General features: G+C 72.5%; 16 protein-coding genes, 2 pseudogenes and 1 riboswitch. Of the genes and pseudogenes, 5 read left to right on the top strand and 13 right to left on the bottom strand.

From position 1 onward, the window contains the following. Positions 1–215: 215 nt before the first annotated feature. Positions 216–2063: an N-acetylmuramoyl-L-alanine amidase gene (locus tag EAO70_RS34635; RefSeq protein WP_148006785.1), complete on the bottom strand. Its 1848-nt coding sequence runs from the start codon at positions 2061–2063 to the stop codon at positions 216–218. A 990-nt stretch (positions 2064–3053) separates the two neighbouring features. Between EAO70_RS34635 and EAO70_RS34630 the strand changes: the two genes are divergently transcribed. Further along, a complete protein-coding gene (locus EAO70_RS34630) occupies positions 3054–3896 on the top strand; it encodes a CPBP family intramembrane glutamic endopeptidase (RefSeq protein WP_261993195.1) in 843 nt (280 codons plus the stop codon). Between the two features lie 147 nt (positions 3897–4043). Here EAO70_RS34630 and EAO70_RS38295 read toward each other — a convergent pair whose 3' ends face one another. The 5 genes from EAO70_RS38295 to EAO70_RS34605 all read right to left on the bottom strand — a co-directional run bounded on the left by EAO70_RS38295 (position 4044) and on the right by EAO70_RS34605 (position 6710). Next, on the bottom strand, positions 4044–4508 hold the full coding sequence (locus EAO70_RS38295) for a hypothetical protein (protein ID WP_187284160.1): 465 nt from the start codon (positions 4506–4508) through the stop codon (positions 4044–4046). A 353-nt stretch (positions 4509–4861) separates the two neighbouring features. Next, positions 4862–5128 (bottom strand): DUF4235 domain-containing protein, encoded by a 267-nt coding sequence (locus EAO70_RS34620; RefSeq protein ID WP_148006783.1) that lies wholly within the window; start codon positions 5126–5128, stop codon positions 4862–4864. Beyond that, positions 5125–5592 (bottom strand): DUF3618 domain-containing protein, encoded by a 468-nt coding sequence (locus tag EAO70_RS34615; RefSeq protein ID WP_148006782.1) that lies wholly within the window; start codon positions 5590–5592, stop codon positions 5125–5127. Before EAO70_RS34615 ends, EAO70_RS34620 begins: the two co-directional genes overlap by 4 nt. Continuing rightward, positions 5589–6005: a phage holin family protein gene (locus EAO70_RS34610; RefSeq protein WP_148006781.1), complete on the bottom strand. Its 417-nt coding sequence runs from the start codon at positions 6003–6005 to the stop codon at positions 5589–5591. Before EAO70_RS34610 ends, EAO70_RS34615 begins: the two co-directional genes overlap by 4 nt. Before the next feature lie 273 nt (positions 6006–6278). Next, entirely contained in the window at positions 6279–6710 is a 432-nt protein-coding gene (locus tag EAO70_RS34605; RefSeq protein WP_261993194.1) for a hypothetical protein, read from the bottom strand. Positions 6711–6895: 185 nt separating this feature from the next. On the opposite strand from EAO70_RS34605, the gene EAO70_RS34600 reads away from it, so the two are divergent. Continuing rightward, positions 6896–7429, top strand: coding sequence for a hypothetical protein (locus EAO70_RS34600; protein WP_148006779.1), 534 nt, complete (start codon positions 6896–6898; stop codon positions 7427–7429). A 382-nt stretch (positions 7430–7811) separates the two neighbouring features. Further along, complete coding sequence (locus EAO70_RS34590; RefSeq protein WP_148006778.1) at positions 7812–8393, top strand: hypothetical protein; 582 nt, start codon at positions 7812–7814, stop codon at positions 8391–8393. 102 nt (positions 8394–8495) lie between these two features. On the opposite strand, the gene EAO70_RS34585 is transcribed toward EAO70_RS34590, so the two are convergent. Continuing rightward, positions 8496–9713, bottom strand: a complete 1218-nt coding sequence (locus tag EAO70_RS34585) for a PucR family transcriptional regulator (RefSeq protein ID WP_148006777.1) — start codon at positions 9711–9713, stop codon at positions 8496–8498. An 87-nt stretch (positions 9714–9800) separates the two neighbouring features. Between EAO70_RS34585 and EAO70_RS34580 the strand changes: the two genes are divergently transcribed. Continuing rightward, positions 9801–11378, top strand: coding sequence for a flavin-containing monooxygenase (locus EAO70_RS34580; protein WP_187284159.1), 1578 nt, complete (start codon positions 9801–9803; stop codon positions 11376–11378). 195 nt (positions 11379–11573) lie between these two features. Here EAO70_RS34580 and EAO70_RS34575 read toward each other — a convergent pair whose 3' ends face one another. Further along, the gene (locus tag EAO70_RS34575; RefSeq protein WP_148006775.1) at positions 11574–13310 is read right to left on the bottom strand and encodes an amidase; all 1737 of its coding nucleotides are present in this window, start codon (positions 13308–13310) and stop codon (positions 11574–11576) included. Between the two features lie 374 nt (positions 13311–13684). Here EAO70_RS34575 and EAO70_RS34570 point away from each other — a divergent pair, with 374 nt between their 5' ends. Next, positions 13685–14242, top strand: coding sequence for a TetR/AcrR family transcriptional regulator (locus EAO70_RS34570; protein ID WP_261993193.1), 558 nt, complete (start codon positions 13685–13687; stop codon positions 14240–14242). A gap of 166 nt (positions 14243–14408) precedes the next feature. Here the strand turns inward: EAO70_RS34570 and EAO70_RS34565 are convergent, their stop codons facing one another. From EAO70_RS34565 to EAO70_RS34545, 5 genes and pseudogenes are all read right to left on the bottom strand, one after another. Continuing rightward, on the bottom strand, positions 14409–15104 hold the full coding sequence (locus EAO70_RS34565; protein WP_148006773.1) for a hypothetical protein: 696 nt from the start codon (positions 15102–15104) through the stop codon (positions 14409–14411). A gap of 214 nt (positions 15105–15318) precedes the next feature. Continuing rightward, positions 15319–16191: pseudogene (locus EAO70_RS34560) on the bottom strand (SDR family NAD(P)-dependent oxidoreductase). Positions 16192–16572: 381 nt separating this feature from the next. Continuing rightward, a pseudogene (locus tag EAO70_RS34555) lies at positions 16573–17116 on the bottom strand (ABC transporter ATP-binding protein); the annotation flags it as partial. After that, the gene (locus tag EAO70_RS34550; protein WP_261993192.1) at positions 17113–18099 is read right to left on the bottom strand and encodes a FecCD family ABC transporter permease; all 987 of its coding nucleotides are present in this window, start codon (positions 18097–18099) and stop codon (positions 17113–17115) included. The pseudogene EAO70_RS34555 and the gene EAO70_RS34550, both read right to left, overlap by 4 nt. Before the next feature lie 245 nt (positions 18100–18344). Continuing rightward, positions 18345–19412, bottom strand: coding sequence for an ABC transporter substrate-binding protein (locus EAO70_RS34545; protein WP_148006770.1), 1068 nt, complete (start codon positions 19410–19412; stop codon positions 18345–18347). 37 nt (positions 19413–19449) lie between these two features. Continuing rightward, a riboswitch (cobalamin riboswitch) is annotated at positions 19450–19653 on the bottom strand. Between the last annotated feature and the right edge of the window lie 585 nt (positions 19654–20238).

The raw sequence follows: 20238 nt of genomic DNA, 5'->3' as shown, positions 1-20238 counted from the left end.
CGACACCGGCTCCGCACGGTGCAGGTAGCCGGTATCGGGTGTTCGCAGCCGCAGCCGCAGCCGCAGCCGTAGTCACCGTCGCGCTCGACGCCGTCGCAGCCGCAGCCGCAGCCGCATTCACTGTCGTGCTCAACGCCGTCCGTACCGCCGGTATCGAACGACGAGAGGGCCAGGCCGCCCCGACTGCCGGCCCGCCTACCGCCCCGACCGCGCCCTCAGTCCGTCTCCGCCGTGCTCACGGTCGCCAGGCGGCGGTTGTACTGGATCACCTCGTACCTCTCGGCGCCGGTGACCACGGCCTCGGACCGCGAGGGCGTGGCGGGGAAGAAGTCGTCCGCCCTCACCGACGCGGCGGCGGCCACGTACGCCTGCCCCCGGGGGAACGCGTACATGGAGAACCGCGTCTGGTCCGACGCGGGCAGACCCCGCGGGTACTCCGCGGCGCGCGGGTAGGCCGTGGTGGAGACGGAGACCGATGTCGTCCCGTCCGCGGGACGGACGATCCGCGCCTGAGCAGCCGGGCGGGTGTGGACGCCCCCGGGGTTGTGGATCCAGCCCTTCCGCCCGCCGAACCAGATCGCCGTCCAGTCCCCGCGCACCTCGGCGACCACGAACTCCTGACCCCACATCGCGGTGGAACCCCAGTCGTCGATGCGGTCGCTTCCCGCCGACCCGTCGGGGCGCAGAGCGAGGTCGGGGACGAGCGGAGCGCCGGCGCGTGGCTCGGTGCGCACGTAGAGGAAGTTCGACGGCTGCGTACGTGACCGGCAGGTCGGGGCGCACACCGTCACGGTCTGCGCGTTCTCGGCGTAGGTCGGGGCGATCGCCACCGCCTGGCCGACGACGAGGGGACCGGCCGTGCCCGTACCCCCGGCCGCGCGCTCCCGAGGGGTACCGGCGTGGAGGAGGGTCATGAACCTCTCCCAGTCCCAGTACGGGCCCGGGTCCCAGTGCGCGTCCGGCGCGCGGGACGGCCTCGGCGGCATGACGTTGTCGTGCCCGATGACGTGCTTGCGGTCCAGCGGGACCCCGAACCGCTGCGCCAGGTAGCCGACCAGCTCGGCCGTCGCCTCGTACTGGGCCGGGGTGAACCAGGTGGGCCCCTGGGCGGCGTACCCCTCCAGCTCGATGCCGATGCCGTGCATGTTGGTCCAGTAGTTGCCGGCGTGGAAGGCGATGTCCTTGGTGGCGACCATCTGTGTGGCCGCGCTGCCGTCGGCCTTCAACACGTAGTGGGCGGAGGCCCCGCTGGCGGGATCCTGGAACCAGCTGACTCCGCCGTCGTAGGACCCCTCGAGGTCGTGGATGACGATGTAGTCGACATCCAGGCCGTTCGAGTTCCGCGTGGACACCTGGTAGTTCGAGGCGGCGGCGGGGAGGAAGCGGCAGTTCAGCGTGCGAGGACACTCCGCCCCCGCCGCGGCCGACGCCCGCAGGCCGAGCGAGGCGAGCTGCGACCGGGTCGGGCGCACGGACGGGGACTTCGCGAGGGACACCTGCTGACCGTCGTCGCGCACCCGCTCCTTCCCGCCGCGGATCACCGCGAACACCCCCTCGGCGAACCGTTCGGCCGTGGCCGTGTCGGCCGCCTGGCTGTACTGCGCCACGGCCCCGTACCAGTGGCCGGGGTCGGCCGATGCGGTACGGGTGACTCGCCGCTGGTACGAGGCGAGCAGCGCGGCCCCTCCGCGGAGGTTCTGCCGCTCGTCCCGCTTGAGGGTCGCGGGCGCGATCCCGATCAGCGCCGCGGCGGCCCGCACCGTGTGCTCGGACGGGTCGTCGGTGCCCGTGGAATCCACCGGTCCTTCGCCCGGGCGATGCGCGTACGCACGCCCGGACGTCGTGTCCGTCAGATGCATCGGACCGTAGCCGCCCTTGGTGCTCGGCCGGCCGTCGTGGTGCTCCCACCACGAGGACTCGTGGCTGACGCCGAGCAGTACCTCCTTCGGCACCCCGAACTCCGCCGCGGCCTGCTCCGCCGCCCGCTCGAAACCACCCGGCGTCGCGTCGGAGGGCTGGGCGCTCCCGGCGGCGGCACAGCCCCACACGAGGGCCGCAGCCAAGCCCGCGGCGCCGGCACTCCGGCGCGGCCTGAGTCTCCTGGTCACACCATGTCCAATCCGCCGTGGGGTACGGGTCCGGCCGACGAGCGGCCAAGACGACCCTTCGGGACGACGGCCTCCAGGCCCCACCGACACGCCCGTCCCGGTCCGTCCCGTCACCGCACCGGCGCAGCGATCCCGCACCGCAGCGATCCAGCACCGGTACACGGCCGGTGTCCGCGCGCGGCGCGGTCTCGGGGCGACCGCGACCGCCGGCGCGCTACCCGGTCGGCCTCGGGGTGTGTCCCTCGCAGGTCCGGGTGGCGCGCCGGGCCTCGGCCCGCGGGACGCCCTGGGCGCGGAGTCCGTACGCCCCCGGGGCGGTCGTCCCCGCTTCGGCTCGCCGCCACGCACGATCGAGCCCGGAACGACCGGGCAGCGGCGGCCAGTCGGGTTCGTGACGTCCCGACGGTTCCGCGCCTTCCCGACGGTTCCGCGAGTCCGTTCGCGGCGTGACCATCCTGCCCGCCGCCGGAGGCGCGCCCGGGGCGTCTCACCGGGGTCCGCCTGTGAAAAGCTTGCGCCCGGGCACCCGCCGGGCTCAGCAGCGTGAACGGTCCACGGTGCGACGGCTCCGCTCCCGCGCGGGAGGCCCGGACGCCCCGCTCGGGCGGGCCGCCGACGACGAGTTCGGGGCACCGCCCCGTCGTGGCGGCGACGACCGCAGCCGCACGACCGCACCGCCAAGACTCCGGAAAGCAGACGATGTCCGACCCGATATCAGGACCTCCCCACCAGGCCCATCGGCCGTGGTCGCCTCCGGCGCAGGGCCCGTACCCCTGGCACGGGCCGCCGCCGGGATGGGGTCCGCCGGTTCCGCCGCCGCGAGCGCTCGGGCCGGTGGCGGCGCCGCCGGGGACCGCGTACCACGAGCAAACGCGCAACGGACGGCAGCGCGCGTGGGCGCGCGTCGGAGAGTTCTCCCTGGTAGCCGCGCTGATGGTGGCCTCGATGATCGGTGTCTTCGTCGTCGCCGCCATCGTCGGCGCTCTGGCGGGGCTCCGCTGGGCACCCGCCGACAGCGACGAGATCTTCGCCGATCCGCTGCTCGACAACGCGGTCCTGCTGGTGAGCCTGGCGCTCTGGATCCCCGCCGTACTGGTCGGCGTGCGCGTGTGCGGGAAGCGGCCCGCCGGAACGCTCGCGTCCGTCACCGGACGGCTCCGGTGGGGATGGCTGGGACGGTGCCTGGGCCTGGCCGCACTGGTCCTCGTCGTCCAGAACCTCCTCCTGGTCGCCTGGAGTCTGTTCGCGGACGGCTCGGAGGCGGTGACGGGGAAGACCCCCGGTTGGGCCGAACTTCTGCTGAGCCTGCTCGTGCTGTGGGCGCTCGTGCCGTTCCAGGCAGCCGCCGAGGAGTTCGTCTTCCGCGGCTGGCTGGTCCAGTTCGCCGGCGGAATCCTCCGCTCACCATGGCCGGGCATCGCCGTCTCCTCGGTGCTGTTCGCCCTCGCCCACGGCTACGGACAGCTCTCCGGGTTCCTGCTCCTGTGCTACTCGGCGGCCTGGTGGGCCTGGCTGACGGTGCGTACCGGGGGACTGGAGGCGGTCATCGCGGTGCACACGGTGAACAACCTGATCGCTTTCTCGCTCTCCGCCGTCTTCGGGGAGCTGGCCGACGACAGCACCGCTGCCGACGCGCCCTGGGAGGCCCTGGTCAGCGAGCTGGTGTTCGCTCCGGTGTTCTGCCTGCTGGCCGCTCGACTCGCCGTGCGGCGCGGCATCGCCGCACGCACGCCGAGCCTCCCCGCCGGACCGGTCGAGCACGCGGTCGAGGGAAAGCACCAGGACTGACACGGCGCTCCGGCCCTCCCGCGCAGGGGGCCGGGCGACCGCACCCGGTCGAGGCCGGCCAGGGATTCCGCGGGGCCCGCGGTCACGACGCGTTCTTCGCGGCGAGTGGGTGCGGACGGCCGGGCACGAAGAGCCGCGGCTGCCGGCTCATCCCGCCATCGGGGCGACACCGGCTCGCGATTCGTCGGGCAGTGACCGGCCGACATGGGGGCAGCGGGCAGCCTGCGTGAGCGCGGGGATTCGCATCCGTCGCAGAAGATCCCGGGTGCCGCGCTGGCGGAGCGTGCTGCTCCACGTCAGGCCGGGGTGGCGGGAGCGCAGGTGCGACAGCGCACGGGTGCCGAGACCGGAGCTGCGGAAGCGGTCGTGGATGACGACGGCGGTGATGATCCCCTGCGAGCAAGGGTGACAGACCCGGTACTCGACCTCGCCGACGACCTGGCGGACGTGGACCAGAAGCAGGCACTCCTCGCCGGGACCGGGGGAGTCCGGGATGTGGGGGGACAGGAAGTCGATGGCGCGGTAGGCGAGGATCCGGCGCCGGAGACGGCTGGTGAGGCGGCCGCGGCGCGAGTGCTTGGCTCCGGTACCGGCGGACGGGGATGTCGTCACGGCGGAAGCGGAGCCGAACAGGGTGATGCCGGCGGGACGCGCGTGTTGTCCGTGCATGACTCCCGTGTGCCCCGGCGGCGGCCGGATACCCACCCCGGGATGCCGTGGGGGGCGTGGCTCCTCTCCGCGACCTGCCGGCCCGCCCCCGACGAGGGGCCACAGCAGGCCTGGCGGGAGCTGAGGCGGTGCTACGGACGTGACAGCGCCGACCCCGGGGACGTGGGGTCGGCGCTGATCAGAACGGCGGTGGGGGCGGCCCGAACGCCGGTGGAGCCGGCCCGAGTGTCGGTGGTGCCACGAGTGGCGGCACCGGTTCGGGCGTCGTCGAGGCAGGCCCTGTCGGCTCAGTCGGCTCAGCCGGGCCAGGAGCCGGTGACCTTGCGGGTGGTGACCGCTCCCGCCCGGTCGACGGAGGCCTTGACGACGGCGAAGATCGCTCCCTGGAGGGCCGCCGCGATCAGGATCTCCTTCCAGGTGCGGTCCTCGTCCGTCGCGTTGGGTGCGTCGTCCTGGTGACCGATCAGCTTCCACGCCTGTTTGAAGGCCGCGCCCGCGAGCAGGCCGGTGCCGGCGCCGAGCGCCAGTCCGACGGGCTTGTAGGCGATCTTCGACATCTTCATCGACGCCGCCGGGTGCGCCGCACGAGGAGGAGGACGACGAGCGCGGCCGCCGCGGCGACCAGCGGGGTGCGGTTGGCGCGCGCCATGACGACGGCCTGGTCGGCCTTCTCGCGCACCTGGTCCGGCGTCTTCTCGGCCGCGAGCTGGCCGGCGCGGGCGGCGGAGTCGCGTACCTGCGCCGCGGCGTGTGCGGCCTTGTCGAGGACCGGATCGGGGGTGCTGTCCTTCACCAGCCGACCGGCGTGCGAGGCCTTCTCCCGGAGACGCTCGGTCATGACCGCGGCCTTCTCGGCGGCCTGCTCCTGGAGCTCGGCCGCCTTCTCCTTCGCCTGGGCCTTCACGTCCGCCTTGGCCGCCAGCGCCTCGACGGTCCGGCCCAGTTCGTCCCGGGTGTGCTCGACCTGCCTGCGGAGGTTCTCGGGAGTGGGCGAGGCGTGATTGTCGCCGTGTGAGGGGGTGTTCATCGGTGTGCTGCCTCCTTGATCTCGGCCACATCGGCCTTGACGCTGTCGATCGTCTGCTCCGGCGCGGGCTTGCCGGCCTTGGCGATCTGGTTCTTGCCGGCTGCGGCCATCGCGGCGGCGACGGCCGCGAGCAGGGCCGCGGTGATCAGGGCGGACGCCCAGAGGGGTACGAGCAGGGCGAGGGCCGCGATGACGGCGGCGACCGCGGCCTGGGCCGCGAGGATGCCGACCAGACCCGCCCCGCCGAACAGGCCGCCGCCCATGCCGAACCGCTTGCCCTTCTGGACCATCTCCGCCCTGGCCAGCTGCATCTCCTCGCGGACCAGGGTGGACATCTGCTCCGATGCCCGGGCCACGAGGTCGGCGACCGGCTCATCGGTGCCGCGGCCCCGGGAATGTCCCACAGTGCTCATGCTCGCTCTCCTTGCTTCCCGCTCCTGCGACGTGCGCGTCGGCAGCGCGCTGACCGCCGTCCCTTCCGCCGGTGCCGTGCGACGCCGGTCGACGGGTTGCGCGGTGCGCGGACGGGGATGGCCCGCACCACGCGTCGAACGGCCATGGCGGCCCCTCCGACCAGCGCGCAGCTGCCGTCATGGCGCGCCTACCCCGTAAGCAGCGGACCATCCACCCGGGCTGCGGAGCCGTCGTCCGGGGCCCCTTTCGGGGAGGCCCCCGGGGCGGGGAGGCTACGACCGGCTTGAGCAGGTGGCCGCGGTCCAGCTCGCACGGAGGTCGACGCAGACGACGGTGAGGGTGCCTTCCCAGCACGCGATCTCGTGGCTGCAGCCGTCCGGGTGGGGCAGGACTTCGTCGAGGAGCACGGTCCCGAGTTCCGTCACGCGGTTCTCGTCTTCGGGCACGACGACGAACCCGGACACCCCGGTATAGCGGATCAGCAGATCCTGGTCGTGCTTCCAGCAGTTGTGCTGGAACTCGATCTCCATCTCGGCACCACCGACACCCCGAACGGCCCGGAGTGTCAGATCCTTCACACAGCGCTTGCCACGGAAGTCGTAGTGGTCCGGATCGGTGGCGAAGGCGCGGGCGCCCGGCGGCAGCTCGCCGGAGATCGAGGGGAGGTGGTCCAGATAGGGAGCCGGGTCCAGGACTCCAGACACGCCGGCCACCTGCGCATCGAGTCGGACGTAGCGCATCGGCCTTCGCGTTCCCTTCGGAGAATGTCGCTCCAGGACCGGTCGCCCCGAAGCCGTGCATCGCCGGAGCCCCGAGCGCCCGTGGTCTCCGCGGCTTCCGCGGTTTGCGCGGATCGGCGTTGTCGGTGCTCGATGTTAGCGTCGCGACCATGGCTAACCGTTCGTATCTCTACTCCGCAGACACGATGCCGACCGAGGCAGAGGTCCCCCAGCAGATCCGCTGCATATCCGAGCACAACGGCGACGTCCCCCTCGCGCACCAGCTGTTGGTGGGGCGGGGCACGACCATCGTTTCCTCCATGATCTGGAACCCTCCGATCGGCATCGCCGCGGACTACGCCGAGGGCGCGGCCCTGCTCCGCGGTCTGCTGCACGTGGTGGGCAAGGGCCTTGAGGACGACGAGGAGTTCGCCGAATGCGTCGCCCGGACCACGGCCCACCTGGAGAAGCAGGAGGCGAAGCACTTCGTCCTGGAGACCGGGGAGATCGTGTCGATGACCGGTGACGATCCGGTGGCGAGTGTGCGAGAGCTCGTGTCCGTCGACATCCCGCACGCCGTCGCCCAGGCGGAGGCGGCGATCGCCGGCGAGAACGACGCATGGCTGGTGTCGCTCCGAGCGGACTGGCAGCGGCACTTCGGGTCCTTCTACAGCGACGCGCTCTACTTCTCCTTCTCCTCCTGAGGTGACACCGGCGCACGACGGAACCGGGCGTCCACTCCGGTCGTTCCGGCGCGGCTGCGATAGGTTCCGGGATATGCCCGAACCCGGAAGGTACGCCTGGCCGGCCGTCCCGATAACCACCGAGCGGCTCGTGCTTCGCGAGAGCGAGGCCGGGGACGCGGTACGCGACACGACGCGGCCCCGCCTGCAGCGCAGCAGCAGGCGGGGCCGTAGCGGATCCCCCGACGGGGGTGGCGGGGAGGCCGTGCGCACAGCATGCACCCGAATCCAGCCACGGGATAGAGGAGTGGCGAATTTCGTATGGCTGCCGAGCCCTCCAGCGAGGCTGCATGGGCCGCCCTCCACGGAGGCTGACCGCCGACAGGCGCGATAGGTTCCACGCATGGGTGTGTACATGGTGAGTCTGTGCGCCGAGGACTGGTTCGGCGCCGACGAGGACGGGTGGGGCGAGGTAGCCTCGGCGCTCGACACGGAACTCGTACGGCGCGGCCTGTCGCCCTACAAGGACGCGCCCCCGGAGACGCGGTTCCAGCGCGGATCCGGGCTGAGGTTCGAGGAGAAACTGGCCCCGCCCATGACCGGGTTCACCGCTCTGGGCGAGAGGCACCTGTCACCGGAGGAGTGGGAGATCCTCTGCGGCTGGTCCGTCCTCGTGCCCGTCTCCCTCGATGAGGAGATCTGGATGCCCATCGAATCCGCCGACTTCCACTCCATGATCGCCGGCGCCCCTCAGGTGCTGGTGATCGCCGAGAAGCTGGCGGCGGCCATCGCTCTGCCTCCCGAAGTCCCGGCGACGTGCGACAACCTCGACCTGAGCACCTGGTTCGGTCGCCACGCGGCGAAGGTGGCCGGCGCGCGTCCGGGCCCGTGGAGCGAGGACCTGGACGCGGCCTTCTACGTGGCACTCTTCCTGCGCGCCGCCCAGCACTCGATCCGGCGCGGCTGCCCCATGATCTGCAGGTGAGATCACCCCTGCGTCACTGGGCCCCTACGTCCCGCCCGCACGAGCCACCGTGCCACCGGACTTCCAAGCCCCGCCCGCAGGGGCCCTTCGGGTGTCCCGCCCTCACGGGCGACCCCGCCACTGCAGCACCTTCAGTGCGGTGCCCACCTCGATCGTGTGCTGGGAGAGGGGGCGCGGCAGGAGCTGGTCGGCGCGGGCGAGGCGCCGGAGGAGGGTGTTGCGGTGGGTGAAGAGGCGGGCGGCGGCGCGGGTGGCGTTGCACTGCTCCTCGACGAAGACACGGAGCGTGTCGACGAGTTCCGGCGCCGCGGACTCCAGGCCGCCGAGCGTCCGCGCGACGAAGCGGTCGGCGCGCTCGGGGTCGGTGGTGAGCAGGGCGACGAGTTCCACCTCGTGGTGGAAGGCGAGCCGGGAGGGTGAGGTCAGCCGGGTCAGCATCTGCTGGGTCGTGAGGGCGTCGAGATGACTGCGGCGGAAGCCGTCCACCCCCGCGGCGGGGGAGCCGAGCGCGACCCGTACGTCCGGCAGGTGGTCCAGCGCGGCGCGTGCCGAGTCTCCGTCGGGCCGGCCGTGGACCCACAGCCAGCGTGTCGCGGCGCCGGCGAGGACGCTCAGGGGCCGCAGCTGGCCGGCTGCCTCGGCCAAGGCGTCGGCGGCGCGGTCGAGTTGGCTCAGGTCTGCGTCGGGAACGTCCGTCCAGACGATCGCGGCCGTGTGCGTCGGCTGCAGCCGGTAGCCCAGCCGGCTCTCGGCGCGCTGCTGGGTGATCGGCGCCCCCTCCAGCAGGAGCGTCACGGTCTCGCGGCGCTCGGCGTGGGTGCCCCGGGTGAGTTCGTCCCGCTCGGCGCTCATCCGCGCCGAGACCGTGCGTACGGTGTCGTCGACGAAGGCGGCGATGGAGCGCAGCGACACGTCGAGCAGTTCGCGCAACTCCTCCGGATCGCTGGTGAGGGTGCAGGCGATCTGCGTCCACATCCGCACGGCGACGCTCTCGCCCACCCGGTAGGCGTCCAGGGCCGACTCGTCAAGGCCACGGCGGATCATGTCCCGGGCGACGGCCAGCGGCTCCTGTGTGTCGTTGGCCGGGACCGGCTCGCCCGGCGCGCGTACGTTGGACGCGGCCCAGAACAGCAGGTTGGAGCGGTTGGTGAGACGGGTCCCCGCGGCGAGGACGGGATCGGCCGCGATCTGCCCCCTGGCCGCCCCGGACAGGGTCGCCGCGTCGAGCTCGGCAAGCCAGTCGGGGGACGGGGTGAGGGCGATCTCGGCACCCCGCCGGATCAGTTCCCTGATACGCGGGGAGGGCGGCGGCCATGACATCCGCCCATCGTAGCGGTGCAGATCGTCACCTCTCCCGCCGCCGATGATGCACTTTGCACGTTGTCGCGGTCCGGCTACTTCAGCAGCATGGACGCAGCCGTCCCTCGACACCGCCCGGAGCCGCCCGTGTCCCCGTCCTCTGCCAGGCCCGCCGCCGAGCACCTCGACGTCCTCATCGTCGGAGCCGGGATCTCGGGCATCGGCGCCGCGCGCTACCTGAAGACCGAACTGCCGGCGAAGAGCTTCGCGATCCTCGAAGCCCGCCAGGCGTCCGGAGGGACCTGGGACCTTTTCCGCTACCCGGGCATCCGGTCCGACTCCGATCTGCACACCTTCGGCTACGAGTTCAAGCCCTGGCGCGACGAGCAGTCCATCGCCGACGCCCCGCGCATCCTCGACTACCTGCGGCAGGCCGCCGCCGAGAACGGCATCGACGCGCACATCCGGTACCACCGCAGGGTGCTCGGCGCGTCCTGGTCGACCGACGAGGCACGCTGGACCGTCGAGGTCGAGCGGACCGACACCGGCGAGCGCACCATCCTGACCTGCGGCTGGCTCTTCTGCGCCGGCGGCTACTACCGCTACGACGAGGGCTTCACCCCCCACTTCGAGGGCCTGGACCGCTTCCCCGGACCCGTCGTGCACCCCCAGCACTGGCCGGAAGACCTGGACTACGCGGACAAGCGCGTCGTGGTGATCGGCAGCGGCGCCACGGCGGTCACCCTCGTACCGGCGATGGCGGCGTCCGCCGCACACGTCACCATGCTCCAGCGCACACCGACCTACGTCGTGCCCGTCCCGCGCGCCGACCTGCTCGCCAACACGTTCAGGAAGTGGCTCGGCGAGCGACGCGGCTACGCCCTGTCCCGCCGCAAGAACATCGCGCAGCAGCGCCTCGTCTGGAGCTTCTGCCGGCGGTTCCCGAAGACGGCGCGACGGCTCATCCGATGGATCAACGCCCGCCTGCTGCCCGCCGGTTATCCCGTCGACGAGCACTTCAACCCGCCGTACGACCCCTGGGACCAGCGGCTCTGTGCCGTCCCCGACGGAGACCTCTTCCGCTCCATCCGCGAAGGCCGGGCCTCCGTGGTCACCGACAGAATCGCCCACTTCACCGAGCAGGGCGTCCTGTTGGAGTCCGGCCGCGAGCTGGCGGCCGATGTCATCGTCACCGCCACCGGACTGAACGTGCAGGCCTTCGGCGGCCTGCGGCTCACCGTCGACGGCCACGCGGTGCGGCTGCCGGACACCCTCGCCTACAAGGGCATGATGCTGTCCGGCGTCCCCAACTTCGCCTTCGCCATCGGCTACACCAACTCCTCCTGGACCCTGAAGATCGGCCTGCTCTGCGAGCACTTCTGCCGGCTCCTGGCCCACATGGACGCCCACGGCCACGACAGCTGCCGACCCGAGCCGTCGAACCCGGGCATGCCGACCCGCCCGCTCCTCGACTTCGGTGCCGGCTACATCCGACGCGCCGTCGACTCGCTGCCCCGCCAGGGGGACCGGATGCCGTGGCTGACCTCCATGGACTACCGCGACGACGTCAAACTGCTGCGCTCCGGCAGCATCGCCGACCCGGAACTCCGCTTCTCCCGGGCCGGAACCCGAGCCCGCACCGGTACGAGCACGAGCACGAGCACGAGCACGAAGACGACGGCATGAGACAAGCGGACCGCCCGGTCCGCCCACCGCCGCGCACCGACCCTGCTCAGCACGGCCCCGCGCGCCGTCCGGAGACACCGGGAGGAGGAACAGAGCGAAGAGGACGGCCAGGCAGGGGCCGACGCCGACCGGGGCGACCGACGCCGACCGCGCCGTGGCCCGACCCCTGAGACCGGCCACCGGCCAGGGTGCGCGCTACTCCGCCGCCAGGCGGGGCGTGCGCGGGGGCACCGTGCGGCGGTCGCCCGTCGTCTCGAAGGCCGCGGCGAGGGCGAGCAGGTTGTTGTCGTCGTACGCGCGACCCGCGAAGGTGAGCCCCACGGGCATCCCGATGTCGGCCATGGTGCCCATGGGCACCGTGACGGTGGGGATGCCCAGGTGACGGGGGACGAGGTTGCCGTTGGCGACCCAGACGCCGTTGCGCCAGCCCAGGTCCGCGGACGCGGTGTCGGTGTCCATGTCCGCGGGGCCCACGTCGGCGACAGCGGGGAACACCACGGCGTGCAGGCCGAGTTCGTCCATCCACTGCTCCAGGTCGACGCGCCGCGTCTCCTCCAGGCCGCGCAGACCCTGCTCCAGGAGGGGCATGTCGGCCAGGGAGGCGTACGGGCGTTCGCGGACGAGGCGGGGGTAGTCGCCGATGGTGTCGTCGAAGCCGTCGTAGCGGTCGGGGAGTTCGCCCTCCCGCTTCGGCCAGATCCGGTCGCTGTCGACGCCTGCGAGGCTGGGGAGCGCGGGGTCGTCGTTGGCGCGCAGGAAGTCGTCCCAGGCCCAGGCGGACAGGTCCTCGATCTCGAAGGTCAGGTAGTCGCGGCTGACGAGGCCGCGGGTGAACAGCGAGGGCGCTCCGGGGCGGTCCGACTCGTAGCGGGAGACGACGGGGAAGTCGACCTCGACGACCTCGGCGCCGGCGGCCTCCAGGTCGCGGCGCGCGGCCTCCCACAGGTCGATCACCGACGGGCGGGTGTCGACGCGCTGCCCGGTCTGACCGCCGATGCCGCCGTCGGGGTTGGTTCCCGCCTCGGGGTCGGCGTTGATGTACATACGGGGGACGCCGACGCGCTTGCCGGCGAGCGCCCCGGCGGCCGCCTCGGCGTCGGCGGGCGCGAGGGCCGGGTAGGAGGCGGGGCGTACCTGCGAGGGCGAGGGCAGCTCGACCCACGGCTGCGCGCGCCACAGGTCCCCGCGGGTCTCGGCGTCGTCGGCGACGAGGACGTCGAGGAGTTCGAGCAGGTCCGCCATGGTGCGGGTGTGGGGGACGACGACGTCCATGGTCGGTACGAGGGGCCAGTTGCCGCGGACGGAGATCACACCGCGGCTGGGGGTGTAGGCGCAGAGCGCGTTGTTGGAGGCGGGGGCGCGGCCTGAGGACCAGGTCTCCTCGCCGAGGCCGAAGGCCCCGAAGGACGCCGCCGTCGCGGTGCCGGAGCCGTTGGAGGAGCCGGAGCCGTACGCGCTGGTCAGCCACTCGGCGTTGTAGGGGCTCTCGGCGCGGCCGTACACACCGCGCTGCATGCCGCCGTTCGCCATGGGCGGCATGTTGGTGAGGCCGATGAGGATCGCGCCGCCGGCCCGCAGCCGCTCGATGGTGAAGGCGTCCTTCTGGGCGACCAGGTGCTCGAACGCGGGGGAGCCGGACGCGGCGGTGAGCCCCTTGGCGAGGTAGCTGTCCTTGGCCGTGTACGGGATGCCGTCCAGCGGCCCCAGGGTCCGGCCGTCGGCCCGACGGGCGTCGGAGGCCTCCGCCTCCGCCCTGGCGTCCGGGTTCATGACGACCATGGCGTTGAGGGCGGTGGCCGTGCCGGGCCGGTCATAGGCGTCGATCCGCGCCAGGTAGGCGTCGAGCAGCTCGACCGCGGTCGTCTCGCCCTTCTCCAGCGCTGCGCGCAGGTCGGCGATGCTGGTCTCCACGACATCGAATCCGCGTGGCATGTGGGTGTCTCCCGGGTGGTGAGCAGGGCGGGCGGGCCGTCGGCCGCGGGGGTGCCGGGGGCGGCCAGGGACAGGCGGCCGCCGCAGCACCCTCATGTTAACTAGATTTTCAGTCTAGACTAGGGGTCTAGAATTCCGGAACCTACACTGGGGACCCGATCAGCCGGACCGAAAGTGAGCCCATGCCGACGCCCCAGACAGGGCCAGCCCGGCCCGACGACCACACCTCGCCCCAGGGAACGCCGGGGCCCGCTGACGTGGTGCCCGGGGAGGCGGACGACCAAGCGGCCGGCGGCGGCTCCCCGCGACCTGCCGGGCGGGCCCCGTTCGCGCGCAAACGCCAGCCCAGTGGTGACGAGGCTCGCGAGCGGGCCATGCGCGCGGCCATCGGCGTCATCGCCGAGAAGGGCACCGGGGCCCTGCGGATGTCGGACATCGCCGCACGGGCCGGCATGAGCACCGGCCACATCCTCTACCACTTCGGCAAGAAGGACCGGCTGCTGCTCGAAGTCCTCGCGTGGAGCCAGGCGGACATCTGGGCCGGGTACCAGGAGGCCGCCGACAAGGCGGGATCACCGGCCGAGAAGCTCGACCTGTTCATCCGCTTCTACCTGCCCCGGCACGCGGGCGACGACCGGTACGCCCTGTGGACCCAGGTCCTGGCCCAGCGCCACGACGAGGCGGGCCGGAAGATCCTCACCGAGCTGCTCGACGGCTGGGACGAGCGCCTGGAGGTCATCCTCCGGGAAGGCCGGGACCTGGGACAGTTCGTCGCCGTGGAACTCCCCGAGTTCACGATCCGGGCCGTGGCCATGCTCAGCGGCCTCGCGGAGGACGTCATGTTCGGCCGCTCCCGCTGGGAACACACCTCCGCCCACGCCTTCGCCCTCACAGCCCTGCTACGAGAGCTCCGCCCCGCAGAGAAGGGCTGACCAGGCCGACCAGGCCCTGGAAATCCTCCAGCCCCCACAGCCCCAGCCACCGCTGTCGGCTGTTTCGGAAGTGGATCACCCACGAGCGAGCCACTCGTTGACGGTTGCGACCCGTACGGTCGCCTCATCGCGGGCGGCGAGCTTGTCTCCCCACAGCCGCAGCTCGTCAACCGGCTGCGAGCTCAGGCGAGGCGGGGCCGGCCGTCGATGGGGAGCCCCAGTCGTCGCAGTACTGGAGGTGTATCTCGCGTGCGTTGCCGAGGATCCCGGCGTTGGCGTGGAGCGTGGAGCAGAAGTGGGAGTCGCCCGGTCGGGCGGGTGTGTGTCCGGGGCCGTTTCGGGCGACATCATGGAAGTGCGGGGCGGTGTCCCTGAACACCGCTGCGCTGCCGGTCATGAACAGGGTCTCCGCGTGGAGGTGCTGGTGGAACAGGTCCCGGTTCTCCCGGTAGTGCCGTGCTTCGTGGTCGATCCCGGTTTCGTCGATACCCGCGGCGTCCGCCAGGGTCACGGTCTGCGGCCGTCCGCGGTCGAGCCGACCCCGTAGCTCCTTCCAGCGCGAAGGCGCGAACTGGAGCGAGTGGTGCACCAGTACGAGGTCCAGCTGCCGCTCCGCGTCTCCATTCGGCTGCCCCGTGGGGGTGTGATTGCGTCGCATCGGGACGTGGACCAGCGAGCGCGGTGACGACGCGGCCAACTCCCACAGCGCACCGACGCGTTGGGCGGCATCCTGGTCGAGGAAGACGTCCAGCCACCGGTCGCGGTCGATCAGTACCGCGTGGACGAGCGGGTGGGCCGGTCTGATGACCTTGAACTCGGTGGGTCCGAGCCGTGCCCGGTGGATGGTGATCGCCAGTTTCACTGATTCTCCGAGACGCGACGGCTGACACCGGCCGTGCAGGCAGCCCGTTCGCCGGAGTCGATACGACGGGGAAGGTAGCAGGAACCTGCTCTGACCTGCGACGGAGATAGCGACCGCGCCCCGTCTGCGCGCCATGTCGGGGAATGCCGGCGTCGCGGCCTGCCTTCGGTGGGCCTCACCGATCGCCGTTCTGCGTCTGCGACTGTGCAGCCGGTCAGCCCTGCGACGTTCGCGGCCGCAGCTCGAATCCGAAGCCCAGCGTGCCCGGGTCGAGGGTCGTGGCGCCGCCGTCGACGGTGAGTACGGCGCCGTTGACGAAGGAGGCGGCCGGCGACAGGAGCCAGGCGATCGCTTCCGCGACCTCCTCGGGCTTGCCGGGCCGGCCGGTGGGCAGGGACCGGGTGACCTACTCGTACGCCGCTTCCAGGCCGTCCAAGCTGCCCGAACCGTCCGCGCCACGACGGCCGAGATCCGCTTCCTGGGCGAACCGCGTCATGCGGCGGTCGGCCATGTCGGTGCGGATCCAGCTGGGGCACACGGTGTTGGCGCGAAGCCCGGCGCCCGCGTAGTCGACGGTGAGGGAGCGGCACAACTGGAGCAGCGCCGCCTTGGAGGTGGCGTATGCGGCACTCCCCGGCCCGCTCAGCAGGGCGGACACCGAGGCCACGGCGACGACCGCGCCGCGGGCTTCCAGCAGGTGGGGCAGTGCGGCGCGCAGCAGCAGGAACGGGCCGGTGAGGTTGGTCCGCATGACCTCGTCCCAGTCGTCCAGGGTCACCTCGCCCACCCCGCCGCCCCGCCCGATGCCGGCGTTGAGGACCAGGCCGTCGAGCCGCCCGTACGCGTGGATGACGGTCTCGACGAGTGAGGTGACCGCGGCGGGGTCGCCGATGTCCGACGGGACGGGCAGCGCTCCGGTCTCCTCGGCGACCAGCCGAAGCGGCTCGGGCCGCCGACCCGACACCGCCACCTTGTGTCCCGCCCGGGTCAGGGCCCGCGCGGTGGCGGCCCCGATCCCCGTGCCGCCCCCGGTCACCACGTACACCCGCTGGATCGCCTGGCCCGCTTGGCCCGCTTGGTCCGCCATGAACGTCGCCTCTCCTTACCTCGTCGGCCCCTACCCCGCAGAAGATGATCTCAGGGACGGTCTCAGGGACCCACCACTCGGCCCGGTCCCTGGGCGCACTGCCGTCCCCCATTCACGAACCCGACGACGCCGTCCCGAGGAAGCGGACGTGAGGGCGGTCGTCGCGGCCCGGGAAGGTCACGGCGGCGCGGACGCCGTACACGTCCCTGATGAGCTGCTCCGTGAGGACGTCCGCGACCGGCCCGGCGGCCACCACCCGCCCCTCGTGCAGCACCACCACATGGGCGCAGTACATCGCCGCCAGGTTGAGGTCGTGCAGCGCCATGACGCAGGTGAGGTCCAGGCTCGACACCAGTGCCAGGAGGTCCAGTTGGTGCTGGATGTCGAGGTGGTTCGTCGGTTCGTCCAGGAGGAGATCGCGCGGGTCCTGGGCGAGCGCGCGGGCGATCTGGACCCGCTGGCGTTCGCCGCCGGAGAGAGTGCACCAGGTGCGGTGAGCGCGGTCCGTCAGCCCGGTACGGGCGAGCGCGGTCCGCACCGCCTCCTCGTCGGCCGCCGTCGCCGGTGACCAGGAGCGGCGGTGCGGGATGCGTCCCAGGCGTACGACGTCGGCCACGGTGAGGTCGACCTGCGTGTCGGCGTGCTGCTCGACGACCGCGAGCCGCCGCGCCAGCACGCGGCGCGGTACGCCGCTCAGCGGGTCGCCGTCGAGGGTCACGAGCCCGGCGTCCGGCGCGAGGACCCCGGCCAGCACGCGCAGGAGGGTCGACTTCCCCGAACCGTTCGGGCCCAGAAGGCCGGTGAGCGTACCGGGGCGCGGAGCGATGGTCACGCCGTCCAGGACGAGGGCGCCGCCGGCGGTACGGGAGACACGGTCGGCGTGCAGCCCCGTACGACCGCCGAGTCGGGTCGCCGAGTCGGTCATCGGGTGCTCCTGCTGCGGTACAGGACGAGGACGAACGCCGGGACGCCGACGAGCGACGTCACCACGCCCACCGGCACCTCCTGCGGGTCGAGCACGGTACGGGCGAGGGTGTCGGCCCACACCAGGAAGACCGACCCGGCCAGTGCGGTCAGGGGCAGCAGCCGGGCGTGACCGGGGCCCGCGAGGGCCCGGATCGCGTGCGGCAGGACCAGGCCGACGAAGCCGATCGCGCCGGCGGACGAGACCAGGACCGCGGTCAGCAGGGCGGTGACCGAGAGCAGGACGAGACGGGTCCGCGCGACCCCGACGCCCAGCGCCGCCGCCGCGTCCTCGCCGAACGCGAAGGCGTCCAGCGTACGGGCGTGTCCGCCGCAGACCGCGAGTCCGACGGCGAGGACGGCGGCGCACACCCCGACATCCGTCCACCCCGCCCCGGAGAGCGAGCCCAGCAGCCAGAAGAGAACCCCTCGGGTGGTCTCGGCGTCGGCGGCGGTCATCACGACGAACGAGGTGAGGGCGGAGAAGAGCTGCATCGCCGCCACCCCGGCCAGGACGACGCGGTCGGTCGACCCGCCCAGCGTGTGGCTGAGGACCAGGACCAGGGCGAAGGAGCAGAGCGCGCCGAGAAAGGCGCCGCCGGTGACGGAGAGCAGGCCCCCGCCCGCGCCGAGGACGATGACGGCGACCGCACCGGTCGAGGCGCCGGAGGAGACGCCGAGGACGAACGGGTCGGCGAGCGGGTTGCGCAGCAGGGACTGGAGGACCGTGCCGCAGACCGCGAGTCCGGCCCCGCACGCGGCCGCGAGGAGGGTGCGGGGCAGCCGCAGGTCCCAGACGATGCCGTCACGGATCGGACTCAGGCCGGACGGGTTCCCGCCGAGGTGGGCGGCCACGACGGACCAGGAGTCCGCGACGCGGATGTCGGCCGGGCCGATCGTGAGGGCGACGGCGATCGAGGCGCACAGCAGGACGACCCCGCCCACGGCGGCGACCGGCGCGAGGGCCCGGGAGGAGCGGACGGACGCACGCGTGGATCTGCCCGCTGCTGCGGGACGGCAGGATCGTTGCACCGCCACGGGACGCCCGAACCGCCCTACTGCCGGGGGACGGCAGGATCGCTCCACCGCCGCGGGACGGTCGGCGCGCTTCCGGTCCGGCGGATCCGCCGTCTGGCACTCCGTCTCCGTCCCCGCTTCCGGCTCCGTCTCCTTCTCCAATCCCGGCCGGGTCACTTCGCGAGGCCGTACGTCGTGAGCGCGGCGGCGACCTTCTCGATGCCCTCGACGGTACGGATGGTGGGGTTCATGGCCTGTCCGCTGAGCATCACGTACCGCTTGTTCCGCACCGCCGTCATGTTCCGGGTGACCGGGTGCGACTCCAGGAACTCGATCTTCTTGGCGGCGCTCTCCGCCGACTGCGCCTTGCGGGTCAGATCGGCGATCACCAGCACGTCGGGATCGCGGTCGGCGACGGTCTCCCAGTTGATCTGCGGCCACTCCTCCTTCGTGTCGTCGAAGACGTTCTTCACGCCGAGCGCCCCGCTGATGATGCCCGGGGCACCGCAGCAGCCGGCCATGTACGGGCCCTTGGAGTCGGAGAACCAGTAGAGGACGGACGCGTCGCCGAAGTCCGCGCCGGTCGTGGCCTTGTCGACCCGGGCGCGGAGCTCGCCCACGAGCTTCTCCCCGCGCTCCGGCACGCCGAAGACGCGGGCGAGGTCCCGGACCTCGCCGTACACGGTGTCCATGGTCAGTGGCTTCGTCCGCACGCCGTCGCCGCCACCGCCGTTGTCCTTGCCGACGCAGTCGCCGGGGGAGAGGTAGGTGGGTACGCCGAGCTCCGTGAACTGCTCCCGCGGGGCCACGCCGCCTTTGCCGAGGGTGTACAGGAAGGAGGCGCTGACGAAGTCCGGTTCGACGTCGAGGACCTTCTCGAAGGACGGGTAGCGGTCGGCGAGCCGGGGCACGGTCGCGTTCGCCTTCTCCAGCCCGCCGAGGACCGGATCGGTCCAGGTGGCGGTGCCCACCATGCGGTCGGCGAGGCCGAGGGAGAGCAGGATCTCGGCCGACCCCTGGTCCAGGGCGACGGCGCGGCGGGGGGCGTGGTCGATCTCGACCTTCTGTCCGCAGTTGTCGAGACGGACCGGATGACCGGGGCCCGCCGGCTTCGCCTCGGGTGAGGACGGCGTGGTGGCGTTGCCGCAGCCCGCGACGAGGGCGGCGGCGACGGCGAGCAGCGCGGCGGAACGGAGACGGTGGGGGAGGGGCACAGGGGAGTCCTCTGCGTCAGGGCTCATGCGCGGAGCCTGTCGTACGGTGCTTGCCGGGCGGCGGCTCGCCGCACGGGGCGCCAGCAGGTCTTCGGACTCGGGGTCGTCCGGACGGAGCGCCTTCCCAGGCCCGTCGGGACCCAGTGGCCGCTGCTCCGCCCGTCACCCTCACCGCTGCGCGTCAGCTCCGGATTCCCACCGGATTCCCTGACCCGCGCACATACCGTTCGATACGTACAGGGGTACGACTGGCCCGGGCAAACTACCACAGGGCGATCTTGGAGCAGATGGGCCGTCCGGTGGGACGTCCGCCGCAGCAAGTGCAGGTGAGGGGCGAGGCGTCGCCGTTCTCCGGGGTGGGTCACGGCCCTTGCGTCCCGTCCGCCCGAGCCGTACGCGGGGCCCGATCCGGGGGTGTCTGCCGTCGCGGGTGCATGAGAAGGATCTCCCCGGGCACCCGATTGAGGGAGGAGAGCAGCATCCCTCCCTATCGAGTTAGGCGGTGTGATCATGGGAAGCGACGTAAGGACCGGCCCTCCGAATCTGCCGGACCCGTCGGATCCGGAACTGGCGCCCCCGACGCGTCCTGTCCCGCCCGGCCCGTCGGGGCCTCCGCCGGAGCCCGGCCGTGAGCCCTGGTACGCGGAGATGACGGAGCTGGGCACTCCGCCCAACGATCCGGTGCCTCCGACCCCTACCCCGGCGCCCGGGCCCGGWCCGGGCCCGCAGCCGGGTCCGGCACCCGGCCCGGTGCCCGTGCCCGGCCCCGACCCCGTACCCCCGACTCCGCCGCAGCCCGGCCCGGACCCCCAGCCGGGCCGGGCTGCGGCGGAGTCGGGGGTACGGGGTCGGG

Origin of the sequence: Streptomyces sp. adm13(2018) (genome assembly GCF_008042145.1) — a bacterium.
Classification (GTDB): domain Bacteria; phylum Actinomycetota; class Actinomycetes; order Streptomycetales; family Streptomycetaceae; genus Streptomyces.
Note: the sequence above shows the minus strand (reverse complement) of the source record. Positions and strands in the feature narration are given on the sequence as shown.